The 25,045-nt window shown below is 73.2% G+C and carries 15 protein-coding genes; 13 read left to right on the top strand and 2 right to left on the bottom strand.

Annotated features, from left to right (window positions below; genetic code table 11):
- Nucleotides 1-96 precede the first annotated feature (96 nt).
- Nucleotides 97-6,906: a family 78 glycoside hydrolase catalytic domain gene (locus tag JT721_RS09135; RefSeq protein ID WP_205472717.1), complete on the top strand. Its 6,810-nt coding sequence runs from the start codon at nt 97-99 to the stop codon at nt 6,904-6,906.
- Nucleotides 6,907-6,984: 78 nt separating this feature from the next.
- Here JT721_RS09135 and JT721_RS20795 read toward each other — a convergent pair whose 3' ends face one another.
- A complete protein-coding gene (locus tag JT721_RS20795) occupies nt 6,985-7,500 on the bottom strand; it encodes a MarR family transcriptional regulator (RefSeq protein WP_307827965.1) in 516 nt (171 codons plus the stop codon).
- 69 nt (nt 7,501-7,569) lie between these two features.
- On the opposite strand from JT721_RS20795, the gene JT721_RS09125 reads away from it, so the two are divergent.
- From JT721_RS09125 to JT721_RS09115, 3 genes are all read left to right on the top strand, one after another.
- Nucleotides 7,570-8,934, top strand: coding sequence for an MFS transporter (locus JT721_RS09125; protein WP_205472715.1), 1,365 nt, complete (start codon nt 7,570-7,572; stop codon nt 8,932-8,934).
- 71 nt (nt 8,935-9,005) lie between these two features.
- Nucleotides 9,006-10,472 (top strand): hypothetical protein, encoded by a 1,467-nt coding sequence (locus JT721_RS09120; protein WP_205472714.1) that lies wholly within the window; start codon nt 9,006-9,008, stop codon nt 10,470-10,472.
- 82 nt (nt 10,473-10,554) lie between these two features.
- On the top strand, nt 10,555-12,513 hold the full coding sequence (locus tag JT721_RS09115) for a CocE/NonD family hydrolase (protein ID WP_205472713.1): 1,959 nt from the start codon (nt 10,555-10,557) through the stop codon (nt 12,511-12,513).
- On the opposite strand, the gene JT721_RS09110 is transcribed toward JT721_RS09115, so the two are convergent.
- Complete coding sequence (locus JT721_RS09110; protein WP_205473096.1) at nt 12,476-13,489, bottom strand: LacI family DNA-binding transcriptional regulator; 1,014 nt, start codon at nt 13,487-13,489, stop codon at nt 12,476-12,478. The two genes, JT721_RS09115 and JT721_RS09110, sit on opposite strands and share 38 nt — an antisense overlap.
- Nucleotides 13,490-13,706: 217 nt before the next feature.
- Here JT721_RS09110 and JT721_RS09105 point away from each other — a divergent pair, with 217 nt between their 5' ends.
- The 9 genes from JT721_RS09105 to JT721_RS09065 all read left to right on the top strand — a co-directional run bounded on the left by JT721_RS09105 (nt 13,707) and on the right by JT721_RS09065 (nt 25,043).
- Nucleotides 13,707-15,257: a sugar ABC transporter ATP-binding protein gene (locus JT721_RS09105; RefSeq protein ID WP_205472712.1), complete on the top strand. Its 1,551-nt coding sequence runs from the start codon at nt 13,707-13,709 to the stop codon at nt 15,255-15,257.
- The gene (locus JT721_RS09100) at nt 15,254-16,354 is read left to right on the top strand and encodes an ABC transporter permease (RefSeq protein ID WP_205472711.1); all 1,101 of its coding nucleotides are present in this window, start codon (nt 15,254-15,256) and stop codon (nt 16,352-16,354) included. The genes JT721_RS09105 and JT721_RS09100 overlap by 4 nt, the downstream gene beginning before the upstream one ends.
- The gene (locus JT721_RS09095) at nt 16,351-17,454 is read left to right on the top strand and encodes an ABC transporter permease (RefSeq protein WP_205472709.1); all 1,104 of its coding nucleotides are present in this window, start codon (nt 16,351-16,353) and stop codon (nt 17,452-17,454) included. Before JT721_RS09100 ends, JT721_RS09095 begins: the two co-directional genes overlap by 4 nt.
- Nucleotides 17,455-17,491: 37 nt before the next feature.
- Complete coding sequence (gene rhaS, locus JT721_RS09090; RefSeq protein WP_205472707.1) at nt 17,492-18,538, top strand: rhamnose ABC transporter substrate-binding protein; 1,047 nt, start codon at nt 17,492-17,494, stop codon at nt 18,536-18,538.
- Nucleotides 18,539-18,694: 156 nt separating this feature from the next.
- Nucleotides 18,695-19,084, top strand: a complete 390-nt coding sequence (locus tag JT721_RS09085) for an L-rhamnose mutarotase (protein ID WP_205472705.1) — start codon at nt 18,695-18,697, stop codon at nt 19,082-19,084.
- A 5-nt stretch (nt 19,085-19,089) separates the two neighbouring features.
- Complete coding sequence (rhaI, locus tag JT721_RS09080; RefSeq protein ID WP_205472704.1) at nt 19,090-20,268, top strand: L-rhamnose isomerase; 1,179 nt, start codon at nt 19,090-19,092, stop codon at nt 20,266-20,268.
- 28 nt (nt 20,269-20,296) lie between these two features.
- Entirely contained in the window at nt 20,297-22,333 is a 2,037-nt protein-coding gene (locus JT721_RS09075) for a bifunctional aldolase/short-chain dehydrogenase (protein WP_205472703.1), read from the top strand.
- Nucleotides 22,330-23,817, top strand: a complete 1,488-nt coding sequence (locus tag JT721_RS09070; RefSeq protein WP_205472702.1) for a rhamnulokinase family protein — start codon at nt 22,330-22,332, stop codon at nt 23,815-23,817. The genes JT721_RS09075 and JT721_RS09070 overlap by 4 nt, the downstream gene beginning before the upstream one ends.
- A complete protein-coding gene (locus JT721_RS09065; protein ID WP_205472701.1) occupies nt 23,814-25,043 on the top strand; it encodes an alpha-hydroxy acid oxidase in 1,230 nt (409 codons plus the stop codon). Before JT721_RS09070 ends, JT721_RS09065 begins: the two co-directional genes overlap by 4 nt.
- Nucleotides 25,044-25,045 lie beyond the last annotated feature (2 nt).

Genomic DNA, 25,045 nt, shown 5'->3' with positions numbered 1-25,045 from the left:
TCACTCCCCTAGCGTCCGCTGCGTCACGCTCCTTGAAACGATTCAGGCCAGACAGGACAGAACGTGCCGCGGTCCGCCTCTCCCTCCCGTCCCCTCGTGGGGGCCCTCACGGCCCTCGCCGTGCTCCTCTCCTCGGTGCTCACCACCGTCGCGGTGGCGCTCGCACCCGCCCCGGCGTCCGCCGCCGTCGCCGCCGACGCGGTGTCGCTCACCTCGCTCGAGGTGGAGAAGAAGGTCCGCCCGATCGGCATCGACGTGGCGGTGCCCCGGTTCTCGTGGGTGGTCGAGGCGAGCGCGCGCGGTGTCGTGCAGGAGGGCTACCGGCTGCGGGTCGCGACCGCGGGCGAGGGCCTCGACGGCGAGCTCACGTGGGACAGCGGCGAGGTCGACTCGCCGGAGTCGGCCAACGTCGCCTACGACGGCCCGGCGCTGGCCTCGGCTACGGGCTACGTCTGGCGCGTCGACGTCGTCACCTCGGCCGGCACCGCCTCCGCCGAGTCGTCGTTCCGCACCGGCCTGCGCGAGGCCGACTGGGACGGCAGCGCCTGGATCGGCAACGACCGGCCGGCGCGTACCGGTGACCTGACCCTCGCCGGTGCCTCGTGGATCCACCCGCCCTACACCGGTGCCAACACGCCCCCCGGGTGGTTCCGGCGCACCTTCGAGGTGCCGGCCGGCAAGACCATCGAGACCGCACAGCTGGTGATGACCGGCGACCGCGGCTTCTCCGCGTTCCTCAACGGCACCCAGGTCGCCTCCGGCGCCTCCGTCGACGACCGCTGGAAGCAGGCGGTCCGCGTCGACGTGCGCCCCGCCGCCGGGAGCAACGTCCTCGCCGTCCGGCTCAACAACACCGCCAAGGCCTACGGCGCCGTGGTCGGCAAGCTCGTCATCTCCTACACCGACGGCACCGACCAGACCGTGGTCACCGACGGCACCTGGCTCTCCACCACCGCGGTGCCCACCCCCGGGTGGGACCGCGCCGGCTACCCGACCACCGGGTGGGTGGCCGCCTCGGCCCGGGCCGTCTACGGCGGCTCGCCGTGGGGCAACCAGGTCTCGGTGCCGGCGGTGGCGACGCCCGACGTGTCGATGAACGTCGACACCGCGTCGTGGATCATCCCGCCCGTCGTCGGCGAGCCGTCCTCGGCCAACCCGATCCCGTCCACCGTCTTCCGCCGCACCGTCACCGTCGACCCCGCCAAGGAGGTCGCCTGGGCCCAGCTCTCGGTCACCGGCGACCAGATCTTCAAGGCGTTCTGGAACGGCCAGCAGGTGGCCTTCAACACCGGCGCCAACAACGAGTGGCAGGTCGCCCGCACGGTCAACCTCGTGACGACGCCGGGCGCCAACGTGCTCGGCCTCCAGCTCACGACCCCGGCCGCCAGCGCCAACAGCGGCGTGCTCGCCCGGGTGCGGATCGGCTACACCGACGGCACCTCCGAGGACGTCGTCACCGACTCCACGTTCAAGGCCCTCGCCCACGGCAGCGCCGCCCCGCCGGAGGGCTGGAGCACCGTCGGCTTCGACGACTCCGCGTGGCCGGCCGCCCGGGCCCGCTACCTCTACCGCGGTGGCGTCTACGGCGACCGCGTCACCGTGCCCCAGCTGCCCAACGGCGCGGAGAGCCTGAGCTTCCTGGGCGCGAGCTGGATCTGGGCGCCCGAGGCCAACCAGAGCCAGCCCCCGGGCGAGGACCGCGCCTTCCGCCGCACGCTGGTCACCCCGGAGGGCAAGGAGGCGGTGCGAGCCGACGTGCTCATCACCGCCGACGACTCCTTCCGCCTCTACGTCAACGGCACCTTCCTCGGCGCCACCGAGGGCGCGGTCAACGAGTGGCAGCAGTCGCACCTCTACGAGGTCGACCTCGAGCCCGACCGCAACCTGGTCGCCGTGCGCACCACCAACGGGCCGGGGTCGTTCGCCGGCCTGGTCGCCGCCGTGCGCGTGCACTACGCCGACGGCAGCAGCGAGGTCGTGCGCACCGACACCTCGTGGAAGGTCACCAAGCAGATCCCGGCCGACTACCCGACGCCGTCGCTCGACGACAGCGGCTGGTCGCAGGCCGTCGTCCAGGCGGCCTACGGCGGCGCACCGTGGGGCAGCCAGGTCAAGCCGCCCAAGGACCCCGTCGACCCCGCACCCCTGCTGCGCAAGGAGTTCGAGGTCGACGGCGAGGTCGCCGACGCGACGATCTACTACGCCGCGGGCGGCTACGCCGACGTCTCGCTCAACGGAGCGCCGATCAGCGACGAGGTGCTGAGCCCGGGCTTCACCGACTACGACGACACCGTGCAGTACGCCGCCACCGACGTCACCGACCAGCTCACCCAGGGCGCCAACGCCCTGGGCATGGAGCTCGGCCGCGGCTTCTACGGCATGACCGGCGGCAACGTGTGGCGCTGGGAGGCGCCGCCGTGGCACGACGAGCCCGTGGTCCGCGCCGTCCTCGAGGTCGAGTACGCCGACGGCCGCACCGAGCGCGTCGTCACCGACGACTCCTGGACCATCCACGACGGCCCCACCCGCTTCGACGACCTCTACGGCGGCGAGCTCTACGACGCCGCGCGGGTGCAGCCGGGCTACGACACCACCGGCTTCGACGACTCCCGCTGGGCGGCCGCCAGCGAGGTGGTCGGCCCGAAGGGCGAGCTGGTCAACATGCGCCAGCAGCCGATCCGGGTGACCGAGGAGCTGCCGGCGGTCGAGATCACCGAGCCGGCCGACGACACCTACGTGGTGAAGTTCCCGCGGGTGCTCGCCGGCTGGGTGGAGGTCACGGCCGAGGGTCCGGCCGGCACCACGATCCGCTACCAGCACGGCGAGAAGCTGCTCGACTCCGGGTTGGTGAACTTCTCCAACAACGGCGGCTTCCAGGCGGGCTTCCAGACCGACCGCTTCGTGCTCGCCGGCACCGGTGCGCCCGAGACCTTCGAGCCGAGCTTCTCCTACAAGGGCTTCCAGTACATCCAGGTGACCGGCTGGCCCGGCACCGAGGCCCCGCCGCTGAGCGCGTTCACCGCCAAGGCGGTGCACACCGACGCGCCGCGCACCGGCTCGTTCGAGAGCTCGGACCCGACGATGAACGCCACCCACGAGGCCGTCGTCGACACGATGCTCAACAACCTCCACGGCATCCCGACCGACACCCCCATGTTCGAGAAGAACGGCTGGACCGGTGACGCCGCGGTCGGTGCCGAGATGTTCATGCTCAACCTCGACGTCCACGAGCTGTTCGCGAAGTGGATGCGCGACCTCCACGAGACCCGCGACGAGGAGGGCGCCCCCATGGTGATCGCCCCCAGCTCGGGAGACTGGGGCGAGTGGGGCGTCGCCCCGCCGTGGCACTCGGCGTACGTGATGATCCCGTGGTGGCTGTTCCAGTACGGCGGTGACGACCGGGTGCTGCGCGAGCAGTACGACGGCATGAAGGCCTACACCGAGCTCGAGTTCGGCCGCAGCGACGACGGCCTGGTCGTCAGCAACCGCCTCGGCGACTGGGTCAGCCCCGAGGCCAGCCCGGCGGGCGGCAACGCCCCGGAGGACGCGCGGCTCTCGGGCACGGCGTACCTCTACGCGATGCTGACCTCGATGCAGGGCAGCGCCGAGCACCTCGGCCGCCCGGCCGACGCGGCGCACTTCGCCGAGCAGGCGGCCGTCGTGAAGGAGGCGTTCAACGACAGCTTCCTCGACACCGCGCGCGGCCTCTACCGCGGCAACGGCGACAACGGCTACCGCCAGACCCACAACGTGCTGGCGCTCGCCTTCGGGCTCACGCCCGACGCGGCCACGGCCGACCGGGTCGCCGACAGCATCGTCGCCGACGTGCGGGCCAAGGGCGTGCACCTCAACACCGGCGTCCTCGGCACCAAGTACCTGCTGCCGGTGCTCACCGACAGCGGGCACGCCGACCTCGCCTACGAGCTCGCGGTGCAGAAGACCTACCCCAGCTGGGGCTACATGATCGAGCAGGGCGCCACCTCGATGTGGGAGCACTGGGCCCTGGCCGCCCGCTCGCGGGGCCACTACTTCCTCGGCACCGTCGACGACTGGTTCTTCAAGTACGTCGGTGGCATCCGGGCCTCGGCCACCACGGGCTACCGCGACGTCACGGTCGCGCCCGCCGTCACCGACCGGCTCGACTGGGCCCGCACCACCACCGACACGCCGTACGGCCCGGTCACCTCCGACTGGCGCCACGAGAACGGCGACCTCCTCCTCGACGTCACCGTCCCGGTGGGCTCCACCGCCACGGTCGTGGTGCCGGCCGAGAACCTCGCCTCGGTGGTCGAGGGCGACGGCCTGGCCTCGCGGGCCGAGGGCGTCACCGCGGCGTCGTACGCCGACGGCGCGGTCACGCTGCGGGTCGGCTCGGGCCACTACGAGCTGCGCGTCGACCAGGACCTGGCGGTCTTCGGCCGGGTGCTCGACCGGATCGCCGAGGCCCAGGGCCGGGCCGACGCCCACCACGCGGCCGGCGACCTCGCCGACGCCGACCACGCCTCGCTCACCGCCGGGCTGGCCGGCCTGGCCGACGACGTCGACGACGCGGTCGGCGGCGTGCTGGCCGGAGACCAGACCGCCGTCGACAGCGCGCTGGCTGCGGCCCTGGCCGCGGCCCGCGCCCTGCGCGACGCCACGGAGGCCTCCTCGGTCGACGCACCGGTGCGCGGCGACCTGGTGCTGCGCCTCGACCGGGTCGTGGCGGCCCTCGAGGCCGTCGTCTCCACCCGCCTCGGGGTCGAGGTCGCGGTGGTCGAGGTCGAGGGCGACGTGCTGCCGGGCGACGTCGTGCCGGGCACGGTCACCGTCACCAACAGCGGCGACACCACGCTCACCGACCTCGCCGCGACGGTGGCCGTCGACGACTGGGACGTCGACGCCTCCGGGCTGACGCTCGACTCCCTGGCCCCCGGTGCGACGGCGACCCTGCCGTTCACCGCCACGGTGCCGGTCGGCGCCACGACGGGCCAGCGCACGGCTGCGGTCACGCTCGCCTACAGCAGCGGCGACGACTCCTACACCGTCACCGGCAGCGGCCCCTGGGTGCGCGTGGTCGCCGGCGTCTCGGTCACCGGCGTCGTCGCCACCGTGCCCGATCCCGCGCAGCCGCGCCGGGCGCGCGCCGTGGTCACGCTCGCCAACGTCGGCGACCTCCCGGTCGACGGCCACGTCGAGCTCGTCGTCCCCGACGGCTGGGGTCCGACCGTCCCCTCGGGTCCGGTCAGCGTCCCGGCCGGCGGCACCCTCGACGTCGAGGTCCCCCTGTGGGTCCCGCGCCGCGTGGTGGCCACCAGCCACCCGGTGCAGGCGCGGCTGGTCCGCAACGGCGAGGTGGTCGCCGAGGGCGGCACCACGCTGGCGGTCGCCCTCGCCACGCCGCCCACCGACGCGCTCGACCACGTCGACTTCGGCGAGCCGGGGTCGGAGACCGCGCACGCGGTGCAGGCAGGGCCCAACAGCGGCACCAGCAGCGAGGCCGGCCTGACCCGCCGCTACGCGCACTCGCTGTTCCCGGGCTCGTGGTACTCAGCGCTGCTCGACGTGCGACCGGGTGAGCCGTTCGCGCTGCGGATGATCGAGACGTTCGACAAGGCGACGACCAAGGAGTTCAACCTCTACGTCGACGACGTGCCGGTGGGTCGCCACACGGTCACCCGCACCCAGAACAGCGTCGGCTGGATGGCCCACGAGCTCGTGGTCGACGCGGCGGCCGCCGTGGCCCAGACCGCGGACGGCGAGGTGCGGCTGAAGTTCGAGTTCCCCACCGACGCCGCGGGCTACGATCCCTCGATCGCGGACGCCTGGACCCTCCCGGTCGCGGCGGACGACCTGGCCCCGCTCGCCTCGGCACGGGTGCTGGCCACCCGGCCCGGCCGGCACGGCTGGCAGCGCGGCCCGGCCTCGGTCAAGGTCGTCGCGGTCGACGACCGCCCGGGGGCGACCACCGTCGAGGTCGGCGGCGACGGCTGGCAGCCCTACACCGGACCCGTCGAGGTCTCCGGCGACGGCGAGCACCGCGTCGACTGGCGCGCCGAGGACGCCGCCGGCAACGGCACCGGGCTGCGCTCCACGCTGGTGCGCATCGACGCCACCGCGCCGACCACCTCGCTGTCGGTCGGTGCGACGGCCGAGGGCGACGCCCGGGCCACGGTGCGGATCGCCGCGACCGACGCGACGTCCGGCGTCGCGGGCACGCTGCACCGCGTCGACGGCGGGCCCTGGCAGCCCCTGCTCGGCGACTCGGTCGTGGTGACCGGGTTCGGCGAGCACGTCGTGGAGGCCTGGTCGACCGACGTCGCCGGCAACACCGAGGTCGTGCGCACGCTGACGGTCACCCTGTCCGACGTGGCCGCGCTGGAGCCGCTGGCCGGTCCCGAGGTGCGCGGGGCCGCGCGGGTCGGCGCCACGCTGACCGCGACCGACGGCACCTGGAACACCGGTGGCGTCACGGTCACCCGGCAGTGGCTGCGCAACGGCGCACCAGTCGCGGGAGCCACCGCGGCGACGTACCGCGTGGGTGCGGCGGACATCGGCGCCCGCCTCGCGGTCCGGGTCACGGCGAGCAAGACCGGCCGGGCGCCGGCGACGGCCACCTCGGCGCCGACCGCCGTGGTCGCCAAGGTCGCCTCGACGTCGGCGGTCAGGGCCGCGAAGCAGCAGGTGCGACCGGGCCGCGCCGTCACCGTGCGGGTGCGGGTCACCGCCGCGCCGCTGGTGCCCGGCGGCCAGGTCGCGGTGGTGGTCGACGGCCGCACGGTGCGCACCGTGCGGGCCACCGGCCAGTGGGTGGAGGTCTCGGTGCGGCTGCGCGGCAAGGGGGTCCACCGGATCCGTGCCGTCTACGCCGGCTCGGCCACGGCCCTGCCGTCCCGGTCCTCGGTGGTCAAGGTGAGGGTGCGCTGAGGAACGCGCCGGTCGGACGTCCTGCGGTGAGAGGGAGGGCGTCCGGCCGGCGCAGCGCCGCCGGACCGTCTCGGCCGCTCAGTCCTGCTGCGCCTCGATCCGCAGCGTGAGCTTCTTGAGCAGCTTGTTGACCGAGCGCAGCTCGGCGGCCGAGAGCGCGGTGGCGAGCTCGTCCTCGGAGTCGCCTCGGCGGCGCATCGCCCGCCGCCAGATCTCCACCCCCGCCTTGGTCACCTCGATGTCGACCCGTCGGCGGTCGTCGACCGCCGGGGTGCGCTGCACCCAGCCCCGTCGCTCCAGGGCGTCGAGCCGGCTGGTCATGCCGGCCCCGGTGACGCCGAGGACGCGCGCCAGCTCGGTGGGTGCGGCGCGACCGGGGGTGTCGCGGATCATCAGGTGGTGCAGGGTGTCGTACTCCGAGTCCTGCAGGCCCAGCTCGGCGAGCGCCTTCTGCGTGTTGGCCTTGAGGTAGCGGTGCACCTGGTTGATCCGCACCACCATGGCCTCGACGTCGTCCTCGAACGGGATGTCGATCCAGTGGTCGCGCCAGCGCGCGACGTGGCGGTCGGCGAAGTCCTCCGGCTGCGGGCTCACGAGGCAGACCCTACGCCGCCCTGACATTTCGGCTTGCTAATAATTAGGCGACGAAGTATCTTCCAAGCCATGCCGAGCCCGACACCGACGTCCGTCGCGCCCACCCGGCCCGACAGCGCCCTGCGCCACGCGCCGTTCCGCTGGCTGGTCGCCGGCGCCGCCGTCAACAGCCTCGGCAACGGCATCGCCCCGGTCGCCCTGGCCTTCGCGGTGCTCGACCTCGGCGGCGACGCCACCGACCTCGGCGTGGTGGTGGGTCTCTACGCGCTGGCCGACGTGCTGATGGTGCTCTTCGGCGGCGTGCTGGGCGACCGGTTCGAGCGGCGCACGGTGATGCAGCTGTCGATGGTGGGGGCGGGGCTGGCGCAGGGCACCGCGGCGTTCCTCCTGGTGACCGACGCCGCCACGGTCTGGCTGCTCGCCGGGGTCGGCATGCTGATCGGGGCGCTCGGCGCCCTCGGCGGCCCGAGCTCGGCCGCGATCACGCCCCAGACCGTGCCACCGGGTCTGCTCCGCCAGGCCGTGGTCTGGCGGCGGCTGGCCCAGAACACCGCCGTCATCCTCGGCTCCGGCGCGGCCGGGCTGCTCGTCGTGGGCGTCGGCAGCGGCTGGGCGCTCGCGGTGGACGCGGCGACCTTCCTGGCCGCGGCCGTGGCGTTCGGACGGGTGCGGGTGCCGGCGGCGACCGAGCCCGTCGCCGGCGGCTCGCTGCGCCGCGACGTGGCGGAGGGCTTCCGCGAGGTCGTCCGGCACACCTGGCTGTGGCTGCTCCTCCTCCAGGCGATGCTCTACCACCTCTTCTACGGCGGGGCCCAGGGCGTGCTGGGCCCGATCGTGGTCGGCGACGAGATCGGGCGAGCGGCCTGGGGCTACGCGCTGGCCGCGATGATGACCGGGTTCGTCGTCGGCGGACTGGTCACCGTGCGCTGGCGACCCCGGCGCGCGCTCCACGTCGGCACCTGGTTCCTGGCGCTGACCGCGGCGTTCCCGCTCGCGATCGCGGTGTCCGACTCCCTGACCTTGGTGCTCCTCGGGGCCTTCCTGCACGGGTTCGGGCTGGAGATCTTCAGCGTGGGCTGGGACCTCTCGATCCAGGAGAACGTGCGGCCCGACAAGCTGGCCCGGGTCTACTCCTTCGACATGGTCGGCTCCTACGTCGCCCGGCCGGTCGGCCTGGCGCTCACCGGTCCGGTCGCCGAGGTGGTCGGCTACCGCGCCTGGCTCGCCGTGGTGGCGGCGGTGATCGCGGCCAGCGTGCTCGCCTCGCTGCTCAACCACGACGTGCGCCACCTCGAGCGCCGGCCCGAGGACGCCGAGGACGCCGAGGACGCCGGCACCGCTGACGCCGCTGACGTGACAGCCCTGACGCTGCCGGTGGCGGAACCCCAGCAATCCTTAGCAGAACCTCAGGTGAACGCGGCCCGGCCCTCTTGATCCACCCGGCCACCCGGTGTGGGATGGAGCCTCATACCTCGTGGACGTCTCCCCTGCCGGGGAGCGCATGGATGGCAGGAACGATGCAGCGCAGCTGGGCCGCCACGGCGGCCACCCTGGGGGCCGCCGTGGTCCTCTCCCTGACCGCGCCCGCCGGGGCCGAGGGGCCGGTCGTCGTGCGCGGCACGGCGTTCCCCTCGCCGCTGACCGCGGGCCTCTCCCACGTCGGCTGCGCCTCGCTGCACGACCGCGGCACCGAGGTCGTGCAGCCGTACGTCTCGCAGGGTCCCGGCACGCCGCCCCTGGGGGCGCGCAGCCTGAAGTACGACCTCGCCGGCGGCAGCGCGATGGGCGCGCTCAGCTACGTCTCCTCGGTGCGCGGCCCGGGCGCGAGCCTCTCGGTGCACGCCGAGCAGGGCACCACCGGCGTCGCCTACGTCGGCTACCAGGCGCCCGCCGACCGCGGCACCGACAGGGTCTGGTTCGGCCGGGCCGACCTCGCGGTCGGCGCCGGTGCCTGGCAGCGGGTCGACGCCGGCGCGCTGGCCTACCGCTGGACCCTCTACGACGTCGGCACCGGCCGGGTCCTCGCCGCCGGCCCCGACACGCCGCTCGCCGTCGCGACGTTCACGGCGCTGCGCGGCGGCGACGGGCCGGGCATGTGGACGATCGGCTTCGGCTGCGACGGTCGCCCGTTCAACGTCGACGCGTTCACGCTCGACGGCACCACCTACGACCTCGAGGGCCTGCGCACCACCCTCGGCATCGCCAGCACCCGGGCCGCCGTGACCGCGGGCGAGGAGGTGCGGGTCGACGGCGGGCTGGAGGTCCACGGCGGCTCGCTGCCGTTCGCCACCGTCATCCTCGAGCGCCGGGCCTGGGGCGAGACCGCCTGGACGCCGATCCGGGTGGCGGACGCCGTCGGCGTGGTCCCGTCGGTGCACGTGCAGCCGCCCCGGCGCACCGAGTACCGGTGGCGCTTCGTCGACCGGCCGCTCGCCGAGGGCAGCACGTCGGCGCCGCTGGTCGTCGACGTCGCCCGGCGGGTGGAGGCGACGTGGGCCGACGGCCGGATCACCGGCACCGTCGCACCCGCCCGGGCGGGGGTCCCGGTGCGGCTGCACCGCAGCGGCGCCTGGCAACCGGTCGCCACCACGGTCACCGACGCCGAGGGTCGGTTCGCCCTCGACGTCCCGGCGCCGGCCCGGGGCACCTACCGGGTGCACGTGCCGGCGGGCGACGGCAACCTGGCGGGGGCGTCCGCGCCGCTCGCTGCGGGCGACGGGGCGACCACACCGCCCGTGACGCCGTCCTCGCCGCCGCCGTCCCCGCCGTCCACCCCGTCGACGCCGCCGGCGACGCCGCCCCAGCCGTCCAGTCCGTCGGGCCAGTCGTCGGGCCAGCCGCCGACGCAGCCCTCGAGCCCCCCGGTCCGGCCCTCAGCGCCGGCGACCCCCTCCTCGCCGCCGTCCTCGCCGCCCGCGTCGTCCCCCGCGGCCGGTCCGCCGTCGAGCCCGGAGTCCGGCGCAGGGGAGTGACCCCTGTGGCGTGGGTCACACCACGGTGACCTCGGCCGCCGGGTGGCCGTTGGACGGGTGATCCCCTCCGGAAGGACCGCCCGTGACCCGCGCCCGCCTCGCAGCCGTCTCCACCGTGCTCGCCCTCGCGGCGAGCGGACTGGCCCTCACCGCGCCGACCGCGAGCGCGACGGCCCCCACCGCAGCGACCGCCGGCCCGAGCCGCGCCGCGGCGCCCGCGGCCCCCGCCCGCACCTGGCGACCCCGCCCGGCGACGTACGCCGGGGTGGCCACCCAGTCCGACCTGGCGATCCCCACCTCCGACGGCAAGCTCCTGCGCGCCGACCTCCGGCTGCCGGCCGGGGCGGACGGCAAGCCGGTGCCGGGACGGCACCCGGTGATCATCACCATCACCGCCTACAACAAGTCGCTGCTGGGCCGCGCGGGCGGCCTCGGCGGCGCCGACTCGGCGTACCTGGTGCGCCGCGGCTACGCCCACCTCACGGTCGACGCGCGCGGCACCGGCAGCTCCGAGGGCACCTGGGACGTGCTCGGTCCCCGCGAGGCCAAGGACGCCAAGGAGGTCGTGGAGTGGGCCTCGTCGTCGGCGCGGCCGTGGAGCAACGGCCGGGTCGGGATGAACGGCCCGTCCTACATGGGGATCAGCCAGGTGCTGGCCGCCGGCCAGCACCCGAGGGGACTGCGTGCGATCTTCCCGCAGGTCCCGGGCGCCGACGTCTACCGCGACGTCGTCGCGTCGGGCGGCCAGCTCGACGTCGGGTTCATGCCGCTCTGGTTGGGGCTGGTCACCGGTGCCGGGCTGATCCCGCCGGCGGTCACCGCCAGCAACCCCGCCTCCGGCCTCGGGGCGCTGCTCGCCCACCTGGTCTCGGCCGGCACGGTAACGGCCGCGCTGCTCGTCGACGCGGTGCTCGGCGGCAAGACCGCCTACGACGGCCCGTTCTACGCCGAGCGGACGCCGATGCGGTTCGCCCGGCGGATCACGGTGCCGACGTTCCTGGTCAGCGGCGAGTACGACCTGTTCCAGCGCGGCACCCCGCTGATCTTCGAGAACCTCCGCAACCGCAAGGTGCCGGTGAAGCTGGTGGTCGGCCCGTGGGACCACCTGCAGGCGAGCGGCGGCGCGGAGTTCGGCCGCGCCGGGCTCGGGTCGCTCAGCGAGGTGCAGCTGCGCTGGTTCGACCGCTACGTGCGCGGCGTCAAGGACCCCACCCTCCACCGCGACATCAAGCCGCTGACCTACCACGAGATCGGCACCGGCCGGTGGCGCACCTCGCACCGGTGGATCGGCAAGCAGCGCGCCCGCTCGTTCCGGCTCTCCGGCCGGTCGACGACCGGCGGCGCGAAGGGCCTGCTCACCGAGGGCCGCACCTCCGCCGGCACCGCCAAGGTGCTGCCGATCCCGGTGCAGGGCCTGTGCACCCGCTCGACCAACCAGTGGACCGCCGGGCTGCCCAACGCGGTGCTCCCGCAGCTGCCCTGCTTCAAGGACAACGCGGTCAACGACCGCCTCGGCGTGGTCTTCCAGACCGAGCCGCTGCGCAAGCCGCTGCGCTTCCAGGGCCCGATCAACGCCCGGCTCTACACCTCCAGCGCCGGGGGCGACGGGATGTTGTCGGTCTCGGTGTCCGACGTCGCGCCCGACGGCACCGTCGACCGGATCACCGGCGGGTGGCAGGTGCTCTCGCACCGGGCCCTCGACAAGCGCCGCACCCGCTACCTCGACGGCAAGGTGCTCCAGCCCTTCCACCCGTTCACCCGGGCCGCGCAGAAGAAGCTCCGGCGCGGCGAGATCGCACCGGTCGACGTCGAGATCTTCCCGACCGCCGCCAAGATCAAGCGCGGCCACCGGCTGCGCGTCTCGATCCAGGCCTTCGACGTCCCCCACCTGCTGCCCAACCTCGCGCTCGCCGCCGGGATGCTCAGCGTGCTGACCGTCCACACCGGCCCGAAGCACCCCTCCGAGCTCACGGTCCCGGGGTCTCTGACTCGGCGCGGACGGGTCAGCGCGTGGAGGCGCGGGCGACCAGCTCGGGGGTGAAGGTGAGCTGCTCGTGGACGTGCTCGGGGTTGGTGGCCTCGTCGACGAGCAGGCGGGCGGCGGCCCGGCCGAGCTCGCGTCGGGGCTGGCGCACCGAGGTGAGCGGTACGGCGGCCGCGGCGGCGAAGTCGATGTCGTCGAAGCCGACGATCGCGAGGTCCTCGGGCACCCGTTGGCCGGAGAGGATCGCCTGCTGCAGCAGGCCGAGCGCGATCAGGTCGTTGGCGCAGTACGCCGCGGTCGGGCGGGTGCGCGACGGCATCCCGGCCAGCCGCTCCCCGGCGGCGCGGCCGTCGGCGAAGTTGAGCCCGGCGGTGCTGACGTGCACCAGGGCGTCGGGGTCGAGCCCGGCGTCGGCCCAGGCCCGGCGGCCGCCCTCCAGCCGCTCGCGCACCTGGCCGAGGGTGTCGGGCCCGCCGACGTAGGCGACCCGGGAGTGGCCGCGGTCGATGAGGTGCTCGACGGCGAGCCGGCCGCCCTCGACGTCGTCGGCGGCCGCGGAGCAGAAGCTCTGGTCGCCGCGGGTGCGGTCGACGATCACCAGCGGGGTGTTGCGCTGGATCTCGTCGAGCAGCGGCGACCACGGGTCGACCGGCGTGACGAGGATGCCCTGCACCCGCTGCTGCTGCAGACGGGAGAGGTGCCCGGCCTCGCGCGCGGCGTCGTTGTCGCTGGTGCAGAGGAACAGCGACAGGTCGCGGTCGGACGTCGCCTGCTCGATGCCCCGGGCGACGTCGGTGAAGAACGGGTTCGAGACGTCGAGCATCACGTAGGCCAGCAGCCGGCTGCTGCCGGCGCGCAGCTGGCGCGCCGACTCGTTGCGCACGAAGCCCAGGTCGCGCATCGCCTGCTCGACCCGGGCCCGGGTCGAGGCGCTGACCCGGTCGGGGCGGTTGAGGACGTTCGAGACCGTGCCGAGGGAGACCCCTGCTGCTGCTGCGACGTCCTTCACGGACGCCCGGGCACCGTCGACCATCACGGGAACCCCCTCTCTGACCTGCGGGTCTGCGGGTCGTGTGAAACGTCGCACACAGCGTAGGGCACGTCCGGGTGGGCGGGTGGGAGCGTCGCTGGGTGGACGCCGAGGCAAGATTTCGGAATCGTTACTTGACGGCTGTGATCGCGGTCACCTACCGTGACGCCGTCGGGTTGAAACCTTTCAAATCCTCCGACGACCAGATGGAGACCAACGCATGACCGACCACGCGGCCCAGGCGGAGACCCTGGTGCTCGACGACGTCACCAAGTCCTTCGGGGCCGTGGCGGCGCTGCGCTCGGGCAGCCTGCGGGTGCGACCCGGCTCGATCCACGCCCTCGTGGGCGAGAACGGCGCCGGCAAGTCCACGCTCGTCAAGATCGTCGCCGGCGTCTACCGCCGCGACTCCGGCGAGTTCCTGTTCCAGGGCCAGCCGGTCGACTTCGGGTCGACCGCCGAGTCCAAGGCCGCCGGCATCGCGGTCATCTACCAGGAGCCCACCCTGTTCCCGGACCTCTCGGTCACCGAGAACATCTTCATGGGCCGCCAGCCCCTGGGCAGCGGCCGCCGGATCGACCGGGCCCGGATGCACGCCGAGGCCGAGGGCCTCTTCGCGCGCCTCGGCGTCCACATCGACCCGCGCCGTCCCGCCCGCGGCCTCTCGATCGCCGACCAGCAGATCATCGAGATCGCCAAGGCCATCTCGCTCGACGCGAGCCTGCTCATCATGGACGAGCCGACCGCCGCCCTCAGCGGCGTCGAGGTCGAGCGCCTGTTCGCGGTCGCGCGCAGCCTGCGTGACGAGGGCCGCGCCCTGGTCTTCATCTCCCACCGCTTCGAGGAGGTCTTCGACCTCTGCGACACCGTCACGGTGATGCGCGACGGCTCCTACGTCTCCACCAAGGCGATCGCCGAGACCACCGTCGACCAGCTGGTCGCCGAGATGGTCGGCCGCGAGGTCAGCGAGCTGTTCCCCAAGACCCCGGCCGAGATCGGCGACGTCGTGCTCGACGTGCGCGGCCTGAGCACCGCGGGCGTCTTCCACGACGTCAGCTTCCAGGTGCGCGCCGGCGAGATCGTCGCGCTCGCGGGCCTGGTGGGCGCCGGCCGCTCCGAGATCGCACGCGCGGTCTTCGGCGTCGACGCCTACGACGACGGCAGCGTCGAGCTGCTCGGCAAGCGAGTGCCCCCGCGCAACCCCCGCGCGGCGATCCGCGCCGGCATGGCCTTCGTCCCCGAGGACCGACGCAAGCAGGGTCTCGTCACCGAGGCGTCCGTGGCCCGCAACGTCGCCGGCGTGATCCGCCGGGGCCTGACGACGGCGGGCCTGCTCACGGGCCGGGCGGAGAACCGTGCCGCCCGCCCGTGGGCCGGACGGCTCGAGGTCAAGACCAGCGCGCTCGACATGAACGCCGCCACCATGAGCGGCGGCAACCAGCAGAAGGTCGTCATCGCCAAGTGGCTGGCCACCGAGCCGACGCTGCTGATCATCGACGAGCCCACCCGCGGCATCGACGTCGGCACCAAGTCCGAGGTGCACCGCCTGCTCTCGGACCTCGCCGGCCAGGGCCTCGCGATCCTGATGATCTCCTCCGAGCTCCCCGAGGTGCTCGGCATGGCCGACCGCGTGCTCGTGGTGTGCGAGGGCCGGATCACCGCCGACATCGCCCGCGACGACGCGACCCCCGAGAACGTCATGCGGGCCGCGACCAACGCCGCCGGCACCGACCCCAACCCGACCACGACCGGCGCGGAGGTCCCGGCATGACCGACACCCTCGTCCAGCCCAGCGCGGCCTCCCCGACCGCTCGCGCGGTCCGCGACCTGCTCCGCTCCCGCGAGCTCGCGGTCGGCGTCGTGCTGCTGCTGCTGATCGCCGTCACCACCCTGAAGAGCAACGCGTTCCTGTTCTCCTCCACCGGCTGGCGCGACCTGCTGCTGACGCCCTCGATGCTGGTGCTGCTCGCGGTCGGGCAGACCGCGGTGATCATCACCCGCAACGTCGACCTGTCGGTCGGCTCGACGCTCGGCCTCACCGCCTACCTCACCGGCCGCCTGTTCATCGACACCGGCCTGCCCATCATCGCGGTGGTCCTCGCCGGCATCCTCATGGGCGCGGCGCTCGGCGCGATCAACGGCGTGCTGGTCGCCTTCGGCCGGGTGCCGGCCCTGGTGATCACGCTCGGCACCATGTACATCTACCGCGGCGCCTTCCTCACCTGGGCAGGCAGCGACCGGATCAACGCCGACGACATGCCGCGCACCTTCCGCGACCTCGGCACCGACTCCATCCTCGGCATCCCGGTGCTGACGATCGTCGCCGCGGTCGTGCTGGCCGCCGTCGGCTACTACCTGCGCACGGCGCGCGGCGGCCGCGAGCTCTACGCCATCGGCTCCGACCCCGACGCCGCCGAGCTCTACGGCCTCCAGGTCCGGCGCCGGATCTTCTCGGCGTTCGTGCTCAGCGGCGCGCTCGCCGGCCTCGCCGGGGTGGTCTCGGCCGCCCGCTTCGGCACCGTCAGCTCCAGCGTCGGCTCGGGCATCGAGCTCGAGGCCGTCGGCGCCGCCGTGATCGGCGGGGTCGCGATCTTCGGCGGCAGCGGGACGGTGTGGGGCGCGGCGCTCGGCGCGATGCTCCTCGTCACCATCTACCGCTCGCTGCCGGTGCTCGGCATCTCCGACTTCTGGCAGCAGGCCGTCGTGGGTGCCCTGATCATCGGGGCGATCGTCCTCGACCGGGTGCTGGTCACCCGGCAGGAGCGCGCCCTCGTCGCCGCCCGAGACACCAGTGCCGGCTCGACCAGTCCCGGCGCGCCTACGCTGGCGCCGGTGGTCGCCGGCGACGCCCAGGAGGGGACCCGATGACCACGCTGACCCAGACCCCCGGCGGCACCGGCACCCCCACGCCCGGGCCCCGTACCTACGCCGACTACTCGCGGCCGTTCTGGCAGCGCGTCGTCCTCAGCCGCGAGTTCGCGGTGATCGCGCTGCTCATCGCCGCCATCGTCTACTCCCGCTCGCAGGTCGACTACTTCAGCGGCCCGCAGACGATGTACTACCTGTTCCGCGACTCCGCCTCGATCCTGCTGCTGGCGCTGCCGATGACGGCGATCATCGTCACCGGCGAGATCGACCTCTCGGTCGCCAGCACGGTGGGCCTGACCAGCGTCGCCTTCGGCATGCTCCACGTCGACGCGGGGCTCTCGGTGGTGGTCGCCGCCCTGGTCGCGATCGCGATCGGTGCGTTGTGCGGGGCGTTCAACGGCTTCCTCGTCGCCTACGTCGGGCTGCCCTCGATCGCGGTGACGATCGGCACCCTCGCCCTGTTCCGTGGCATCGCCGCGGGCCTGCTCGGCACCGAGTCGCGCACCGACTTCCCCGACTCCTGGACCGACCTCGCCAAGGAGCGGATCATCGAGGACCAGCCCTACCCGATGATCCTGATCCCGTTCGTCGTGCTGGCCGTCCTGTTCGCGCTGCTCCTGCACTTCTCGCCGTTCGGCCGGGGCGTCTACGAGATCGGCCTCAACGACGAGGCGGCCCACTTCACCGGCGTCGACGTCGCCCGCACCAAGGCGATCCTGTTCGTCCTCGCCGGCACCGTCGCGGGCTTCGTCGGCATCTACACGACGCTGGTCACCGGCGTGGCCCGGGCCGAGAACTCGGTCGGCCTCGAGCTCCAGGTGATCGCCGCCGTGCTGCTGGGCGGGGTCTCGATCTTCGGCGGCCGCGGTGCCCTGCCCGGCGTGATCGCCGGCGTGCTGCTGATCGGCGTGATCCAGCGGGCGATGCTGCTCAACGGTCAGACGATCAACGTCATCAACATCGTCATCGGGGTGCTCCTCGTGCTCTCGGTGATGTCCACCAGTCTTCTCGCCCTTGGCCGGAACGTGGTCTCGGCGAGCAAGGGGGCGCGCTCCTCGGGTCGCTCCTCAGACAGCGCCGGCAAGCGGTCGCTGAGCTGATCCGGCACCCGCCGGATGGAATCCGAAAGGTAACAACATGAAGTTCCAGAACCGACGTCTGAGCGGCCTCGCGGCCGTGGCGCTGGTTGCCAGCCTGGCCCTGAGCGCTTGCGGTGGCGACGACGATGGCGGCGACGACAACAACAGCAGCGGTGGCGGCGGCGGTGGCGGTGACGCCACCAGCGTCACCTTCATCCCGAAGAACCTCGGCAACCCCTACTTCGACACCAGCAACGCCGGTGGCGCGGAGGCCGTCGAGGAGTTCGGCGGCGAGTACGAGGAGGTCGGCCCGGCCGAGGCCTCGCCCGACGGCCAGGTGCAGTACATCAACACCGCGACCCAGCAGGGCCGCAACGCCCTGGTGATCTCGGCCAACGACCCCGACGCGCTGTGCGACGCGATCGGTGAGGCCCGCGACGCCGACATCGCCGTCGTGACCTACGACGCCGACACCAACCCCGACTGCCGCGACATCTTCATCAACCAGGCCGACTCGGCCGGCATCGCCAAGGTCCAGGTCGACCTGATCGCCGAGCAGATCGGCGGCGCCGGCGAGGTCGCGATCCTGTCGGCCGCGGCCAACGCGACCAACCAGAACGAGTGGATCGGCCTCATGGAGGAGGAGCTCGCGGCGAACCACCCCGACATCGAGCTCGTCGAGACGGTCTACGGTGACGACGACGACCAGAAGTCGTTCGACGCCACCGCCGCGCTGCTGCAGAAGCACCCGAACCTCAAGGGCATCATCTCGCCGACCACCGTCGGCATCGCCGCTGCGGCCCGCTACCTCTCCACCTCGGACGCCAAGGGCAAGGTCGCGCTGACCGGTCTCGGCACCCCGAACCAGATGCGCGAGTACGTCAAGGACGGCACCGTCACCGCGTTCGCGCTGTGGAACCCGGCCGACCTGGGCTACCTGGCCGCCTACGCCGCCAAGGCCCTGGTCGACGGCGACATCGAGGGCGAGGGCGACTCCTTCGAGGCCGGCCGCCTCGGCGAGTACACCGTGGGTGCGGACAACACCGTGCTGCTCGGCGACCCGTTCGTCTTCGACGCCGAGAACATCGACGACTTCGACTTCTGATTCGGCCAGAGCTCGAAGCGCCCGGGCCGTCGGCACCGCCTGCGTGACGGCCCACCCCCGCGCCCGACCGGCCGGGGTCCGCCCCCGCGGCCCCCGGCGGGGCGGCCCGGACCTGCCCGGCCGACCCACGAGCACCGCACCAGGGAAGGACACGACATGCGCGTCTGCTTCCAGCTCCAGGTGAAGCCGGACCGGATCGCGGAGTACAAGCAGCGCCACGCCGCGGTGTGGCCCGAGATGCTCCACGCGCTGGCCGACAACGGCTGGCACAACTACTCGCTCTTCCTCCGGGAGGACGGGTTGCTCATCGGCTACGTCGAGACACCGTCGCTCGACGCGGCGCAGGAGGGCATGGCCCGCACCGAGGTCAACGCCCGCTGGCAGGCGGAGATGGCCGAGTTCTTCGAGGAGCTCGAGGGACGCCGTCCCGACGAGGGCTTCCTCGTGCTCGAGGAGGTCTTCCACCTCGAGGACCAGCTCGCCACTGCCACCACCGACCAGACCGCGGCCACCGCCGCGGCCCCCGACCAGGCATTCGAGAAGTGATTGAGATGACCACGTTCAGCCAGATCGCCCCCATGCTCTCGGGCCAGGCGATCGAGCTCCCCTCCTGGGCCTTCGGCAACTCCGGGACCCGGTTCAAGGTCTTCGGCACCCCGGGCACCCCGCGCTCGGTCGAGGAGAAGATCGCGGACGCCGCGACCGTCCACCGGTTCACCGGCCTCGCGCCCACCGTCGCCCTCCACATCCCCTGGGACCTGGTCGACGACTACACCGCGCTGCGGCGCCACGCCGAGGACCTCGGCATCGCGCTCGGCACCATCAACTCCAACACCTTCCAGGACGACGACTACAAGTACGGCGCCCTGACCCACGTGGACCCGAAGGTCCGGCAGAAGGCCATCGACCACCACTTCGAGTGCATCGACGTGATGGACGCGACCGGCTCGCGCGACCTCAAGATCTGGCTCGCCGAGGGCACCAACTACCCCGGCCAGGGCGACCTGCGCGGCCGCCAGGACCGTCTCGCCGAGTCGCTGGCGACCATCTACGAGCGGCTCTCCGGCGAGCAGCGCCTGGTGCTCGAGTACAAGTTCTTCGAGCCGGCGTTCTACCACACCGACGTCCCCGACTGGGGCACCTCCTACGCCCAGGTCGCCGCGCTCGGCGACCGCGCGATGGTCTGCCTCGACACCGGCCACCACGCGCCCGGCACCAACATCGAGTTCATCGTCATGCAGCTGCTGCGGCTCGGGAAGCTCGGCTCCTTCGACTTCAACTCCCGCTTCTACGCCGACGACGACCTGATCGTCGGCGCGGCCGACCCGTTCCAGCTGTTCCGCATCCTCGTCGAGGTGGTCCGGGGCGGCGGGTACGGCCCGGCCAACGAGTCCGGCCACAGCGACGTGGCGTTCATGCTCGACCAGTGCCACAACGTCGAGGACAAGATCCCCGGCCAGATCCGCTCGGTGCTCAACGTCCAGGAGATGACCGCCCGGGCGCTGCTCGTCGACCGGGAGGCGCTCACCGCCGCGCAGGCGGCCGGCGACGTGCTCGGCGCCAACGCCGTGCTCATGGACGCCTTCTACACCGACGTCCGCGCCGACCTCGCCGCCTGGCGCGAGGAGAACGGTCTCCCGAGTGACCCGATGGCGGCGTACGCCGCGTCCGGCTACCAGCAGGAGATCGAGTCGACCCGCGTCGGCGGCACCCAGCTCAGCTGGACCTGACCACCCACACCCCACAGGGAAAGAGAAGATGACGAACCCCGCAGCGGCCGAGCTGATCGCCCGGTCCAACCGCCTCGGCGCCGACCCCAAGAACACCAACTACGCGGGCGGCAACACCTCGGCGAAGGGCACCGAGACCGACCCCGTCACCGGTGAGCCCGTCGAGCTCGTCTGGGTCAAGGGCTCCGGCGGCGACCTCGGCACCCTCAAGGAGTCGGGCCTGGCCGTGCTGCGCCTGGACCGGATGCGCGCCCTGGTCGACGTCTACCCCGGCATCGAGCGCGAGGACGAGATGGTCGCCGCGTTCGACTACTGCCTGCACGGCAAGGGCGGCGCCGCGCCGTCGATCGACACCGCCATGCACGGCCTCGTCGACGCCGCGCACGTCGACCACCTCCACCCCGACTCGGGCATCGCGATCGCGACGTCCAAGGACGGCCAGGAGCTGACCGCCACCATCTTCGGCGACAAGGTCGTCTGGGTGCCGTGGCGCCGTCCCGGCTTCCAGCTCGGCCTCGACATCGCCGAGATCAAGGAGAAGAACCCCCAGGCGATCGGCTGCATCCTGGGCGGCCACGGCATCACCGCGTGGGGGGCCACCAGCGACGAGGCCGAGCAGAACTCGCTGTGGATCATCGACACCGCGGCGTCGTACATCGCGGAGCACAGCAAGGCCGAGCCGTTCGGCCCGGCCCTCGACGGCTACGCCGCCCTCCCCGAGGCCGAGCGCCGGGCCAAGGCCGCCGCGCTCGCGCCGACGATCCGCGGCATCGCCTCCGCCGACCGCCCGATGGTCGGCCACTTCACCGACTCCGACGTCGTGCTGGAGTTCCTCGCGCACGCCGAGCACCCGCGGCTGGGCGAGCTGGGCACCTCCTGCCCCGACCACTTCCTGCGCACCAAGGTCAAGCCGCTGGTGCTCGACCTGCCCGCGTCGGCGACCGTCGAGGAGAGCATCGCCCGGCTCAAGGAGCTCGCGGTGAGCTACCGCGAGGACTACCAGGCCTACTACGACCGGCACGCGACCCCCGACAGCCCGGCGATCCGCGGCAAGGACCCGCTCATCGTGCTGGTGCCGGGCGTCGGCATGTTCTCGTTCGGCAAGGACAAGCAGACCGCGCGGGTCGCCGGTGAGTTCTACGTCAACGCCATCAACGTGATGCGGGGTGCCGAGGGCCTCTCCAGCTACGCGCCCATCGACGAGTCGGAGAAGTTCCGCATCGAGTACTGGGCGCTGGAGGAGGCCAAGCTCCAGCGGATGCCGAAGCCCAAGCCCCTCGCCACCCGGGTCGCGCTGGTCACCGGCGCCGCCTCGGGCATCGGCCGGGCCACGGCCCAGAAGCTGGCCGCCGAGGGCGCGTGCGTCGTGATCGCCGACCTCGACCTCGCGAAGGCCCAGGCCGCCGCGGCCGAGATCGGCTCCAGCGACGTCGCCGTCGGCGTGCAGGTCGACGTGAGCGACGAGGCGGCGGTCCAGGCCGCGGTCGACGCCGCCGTCCTGGCCTTCGGCGGCCTCGACCTGGTGGTCAACAACGCCGGCCTCTCGCTCTCGCGCTCGCTGCTCGAGACCACCGAGAAGGACTGGGACCTCCAGCACGACGTGATGGCCAAGGGGTCCTTCCTCGTCGCCAAGGCCACCGCGAAGGTGATGATCGAGCAGGAGATGGGCGGCGACGTCGTCTACATCTCCAGCAAGAACTCGATCTTCGCGGGTCCCAACAACGTCGCCTACGGCGCCGCCAAGGCCGACCAGGCCCACCAGGTGCGGCTGCTCGCCGCCGAGCTCGGCGAGCACGGCATCAAGGTCAACGGCGTCAACCCCGACGGCGTGGTGCAGGGCTCCGGGATCTTCGCCAGCGGCTGGGGCGCCAACCGCGCCGCGGTCTACGGCGTGGAGGAGCAGGACCTCGGCAAGTTCTACGCCCAGCGGACGATCCTCAAGCGCGAGGTGCTGCCCGAGCACATCGCCAACGCGGTCTTCGTGCTGTGCGGCCCGGACATGACCCACACCACGGGCCTGCACGTGCCCGTCGACGCGGGCGTCGCGGCGGCCTTCCTGCGATGAGCGGACTCCTGCGCGTCGCCGCCGTCGACCTGGGCGCCACCAGCGGCCGGGTGATGGCGGCGGCCGTGGGGCCCGACACCCTGCACCTCGAGGAGGTGCACCGGTTCCCCAACGGGGGCGTGCGGGTGGGCCCCTCGCTGCTCTGGGACGTCGTCGGCATCCACCGCGAGGTGCTGGCCGGGCTGCGCACGGTCGCCGCGCGCGGACCGCTGCACGGCATCGGCATCGACTCCTGGGCCGTCGACTACGGGCTGCTCGACCGCGACGGGACGCTGCTCGGCACCCCGTACTCCCACCGCGACCGCCGCACCGAGGGGATCGCCGAACAGGTGCTGCTCAAGGTGCCGGCCGAGGAGCTCTACGCCGTCACCGGGCTCCAGCAGCTGCCGTTCAACACCATCTACCAGCTCGTCGCCTCGCTCGGCACCGCGGCGCTGGAGTCGGCCGAGACGCTGCTGCTGCTGCCGGACCTGTTCGGCTACTGGCTGACGGGGTCGATCGGTGCCGAGCGCACCAACGCCTCGACCACCCAGCTCTACGACGTCCGCCGCCGCGAGTGGTCGGTCGACCTCGCCAAGCGGGTCGGGGTGCCGTGGGCGATCCTGCCGCCGCTGCGCGACCCGGGTGACCGGGTGGGGTGGGTGCTGCCGGAGGTGGCCGCCGACCTCGACCTCGCCCAGGACGTGCCGGTGATCGCGGTGGGCTCGCACGACACGGCGTCCGCCGTGGTCGGCGTGCCGGCCGAGGACGGCGACGTCGCCTACATCTCCTCGGGCACCTGGTCGCTGGTCGGGCTCGAGCTCGACCAGCCGGTGCTCACCGAGGCGGCCCGGCTCGCCGACTTCACCAACGAGGGCGGCGTCGACGGCACCATCCGGTTCCTCAAGAACGTGATGGGGCTGTGGGTGCTCTCGGAGTGCCTGCGCTCCTGGCGCGACCGGGGCCTGCCGGGCATCGGCCTGCCGTCGCTGCTGGCGGGGGCGGCCGACGTGCCGGCGCTGCGCAGCGTCGTCGACATCAACGACCCGGTGCTGCTCGCCCCGAGCACCGCGACCGACCCGATGCCGGAGCGGGTCGTCGCGCTCGCCGCGCGCAGCGGCCAGCCCGAGCCCGACACCCGGCTCGGCCTGGTGCGGTGCGTGCTCGACTCGCTGGCGCTCGCCTACCGCCGCCACCTGCGGACGGCGGCCGAGCTCGCCGGCCGCAGCCCGTCGGTCGTGCACGTGGTCGGCGGCGGCTCGCAGAACCGGCTGCTCTGCCAGCTCACCGCCGACGCCTGCGGGCTGCCGGTGCTGGCCGGGCCGGCCGAGGCCGCGGCGCTGGGCAACGTGCTGGTGCAGGCACGGGCGCTCGGCGCCGACCTGCCCGACCTCCCCGCGATGCGCGCGCTCGTGCGCCGCACCCACGACCTGCGTCGCCACGAGCCCCGGACCGGGGTCGACTGGGACGCCGCCCAGAGACGTCTCGAAGGAGTCACCCCATGAAGCGGCAGCTGCCCAAGCGCCACGACCTGGCCCCGCTGCTGAAGTTCAAGAAGCCGGAGCTCTCGCCCAAGCGGCGCCGGCTCGAGAAGGCGCTCACCATCGAGGACCTGCGCCGGGTCGCCAAGCGCCGCACGCCCAAGGCCGCCTTCGACTACACCGACGGCGCCGCCGACGGCGAGGTGTCGCTGGCCCGGGCCCGGCAGGCGTTCGGCGACGTGGAGTTCGTGCCGTCGATCCTGCGCGACGTCTCGGAGGTCGACACCTCCCGCGAGGTGCTGGGCCGGGTGAGCGCGCTGCCGTTCGGCATCGCCCCCACCGGCTTCACCCGGATGATGCAGACCGAGGGCGAGATCGCGGGCGCCACCGCCGCGGCCGCCGCGGGCATCCCGTTCGCGCTCTCCACCATGGGCACCACCTCGATCGAGGACGTCGCCGCTGCGGCGCCCGCCGGCCGCAACTGGTTCCAGCTGTACATGTGGAAGGACCGGGAGCGCTCGATGGCGCTGGTCGACCGGGCGGCCGCGGCGGGCTACGACACGCTGCTGGTCACCGTCGACGTGCCGGTCGCCGGCGCCCGGTTGCGCGACGTCCGCAACGGCATGACGATCCCGCCCACCCTGACCCCGCGCACGGTGGTCAACGCGATCCCACGCCCGGCGTGGTGGATCAACTTCCTCACCACCGAGCCGCTCGCCTTCGCCTCGCTCGACTCGTGGTCGGGCACGGTGGCCGACCTGCTCGACACGATGTTCGACCCCACGGTCACCTTCGACGACCTGGCCTGGATCCGCCAGCAGTGGCCCGGCAAGGTCGTGGTCAAGGGCGTGCAGAACGTCGCCGACGCGCGCCGCCTCGCCGACGCGGGCGTCGACGCCGTGCTGCTCTCCAACCACGGCGGTCGCCAGCTCGACCGGGCGCCGATCCCGTTCCACCTGCTTCCGCAGGTCGTCAAGGAGGTCGGCGCGGACGTCGAGGTGCACCTCGACACCGGCATCATGTCGGGCCAGGACATCGTCGCCGCCGTGGCGCACGGCGCCCACTTCACGCTGATCGGCCGCGCCTACCTCTACGGGCTGATGGCCGGCGGGCGCGAGGGCGTCGACCGCGCCATCGAGATCCTCACCGGCCAGGTCGAGCGCACCATGCGACTGCTCGGGGTGCGCAGCCTCGACGAGCTCGAGCCGGGCCACGTCACCATGCTCGAGCGGCTCGGCCCGCGGACCTGACC

Origin of the sequence: Nocardioides sp. SYSU D00038 (assembly GCF_016924665.1) — a bacterium.
Classification (GTDB): domain Bacteria; phylum Actinomycetota; class Actinomycetes; order Propionibacteriales; family Nocardioidaceae; genus Nocardioides.
The sequence above is the reverse complement of the archived record's forward strand: the minus strand, read 5'-3'. Positions and strand labels throughout refer to the sequence as shown.

Excerpts from the sequence above, each read along its gene's own strand:
- JT721_RS09125 (WP_205472715.1), top strand. The coding sequence starts at position 7,570 with ATGCCGAGCCCGACACCGACGTCCGTCGCGCCCACCCGGCCCGACAGC.
- JT721_RS09120 (WP_205472714.1), top strand. The coding sequence starts at position 9,006 with ATGGCAGGAACGATGCAGCGCAGCTGGGCCGCCACGGCGGCCACCCTG.
- JT721_RS09110 (WP_205473096.1), bottom strand. The coding sequence starts at position 13,489 with ATGGTCGACGGTGCCCGGGCGTCCGTGAAGGACGTCGCAGCAGCAGCA.
- JT721_RS09105 (WP_205472712.1), top strand. The coding sequence starts at position 13,707 with ATGACCGACCACGCGGCCCAGGCGGAGACCCTGGTGCTCGACGACGTC.
- JT721_RS09100 (WP_205472711.1), top strand. The coding sequence starts at position 15,254 with ATGACCGACACCCTCGTCCAGCCCAGCGCGGCCTCCCCGACCGCTCGC.
- JT721_RS09095 (WP_205472709.1), top strand. The coding sequence starts at position 16,351 with ATGACCACGCTGACCCAGACCCCCGGCGGCACCGGCACCCCCACGCCC.
- rhaS (WP_205472707.1), top strand. The coding sequence starts at position 17,492 with ATGAAGTTCCAGAACCGACGTCTGAGCGGCCTCGCGGCCGTGGCGCTG.
- JT721_RS09085 (WP_205472705.1), top strand. The coding sequence starts at position 18,695 with ATGCGCGTCTGCTTCCAGCTCCAGGTGAAGCCGGACCGGATCGCGGAG.
- rhaI (WP_205472704.1), top strand. The coding sequence starts at position 19,090 with ATGACCACGTTCAGCCAGATCGCCCCCATGCTCTCGGGCCAGGCGATC.
- JT721_RS09075 (WP_205472703.1), top strand. The coding sequence starts at position 20,297 with ATGACGAACCCCGCAGCGGCCGAGCTGATCGCCCGGTCCAACCGCCTC.
- JT721_RS09070 (WP_205472702.1), top strand. The coding sequence starts at position 22,330 with ATGAGCGGACTCCTGCGCGTCGCCGCCGTCGACCTGGGCGCCACCAGC.
- JT721_RS09065 (WP_205472701.1), top strand. The coding sequence starts at position 23,814 with ATGAAGCGGCAGCTGCCCAAGCGCCACGACCTGGCCCCGCTGCTGAAG.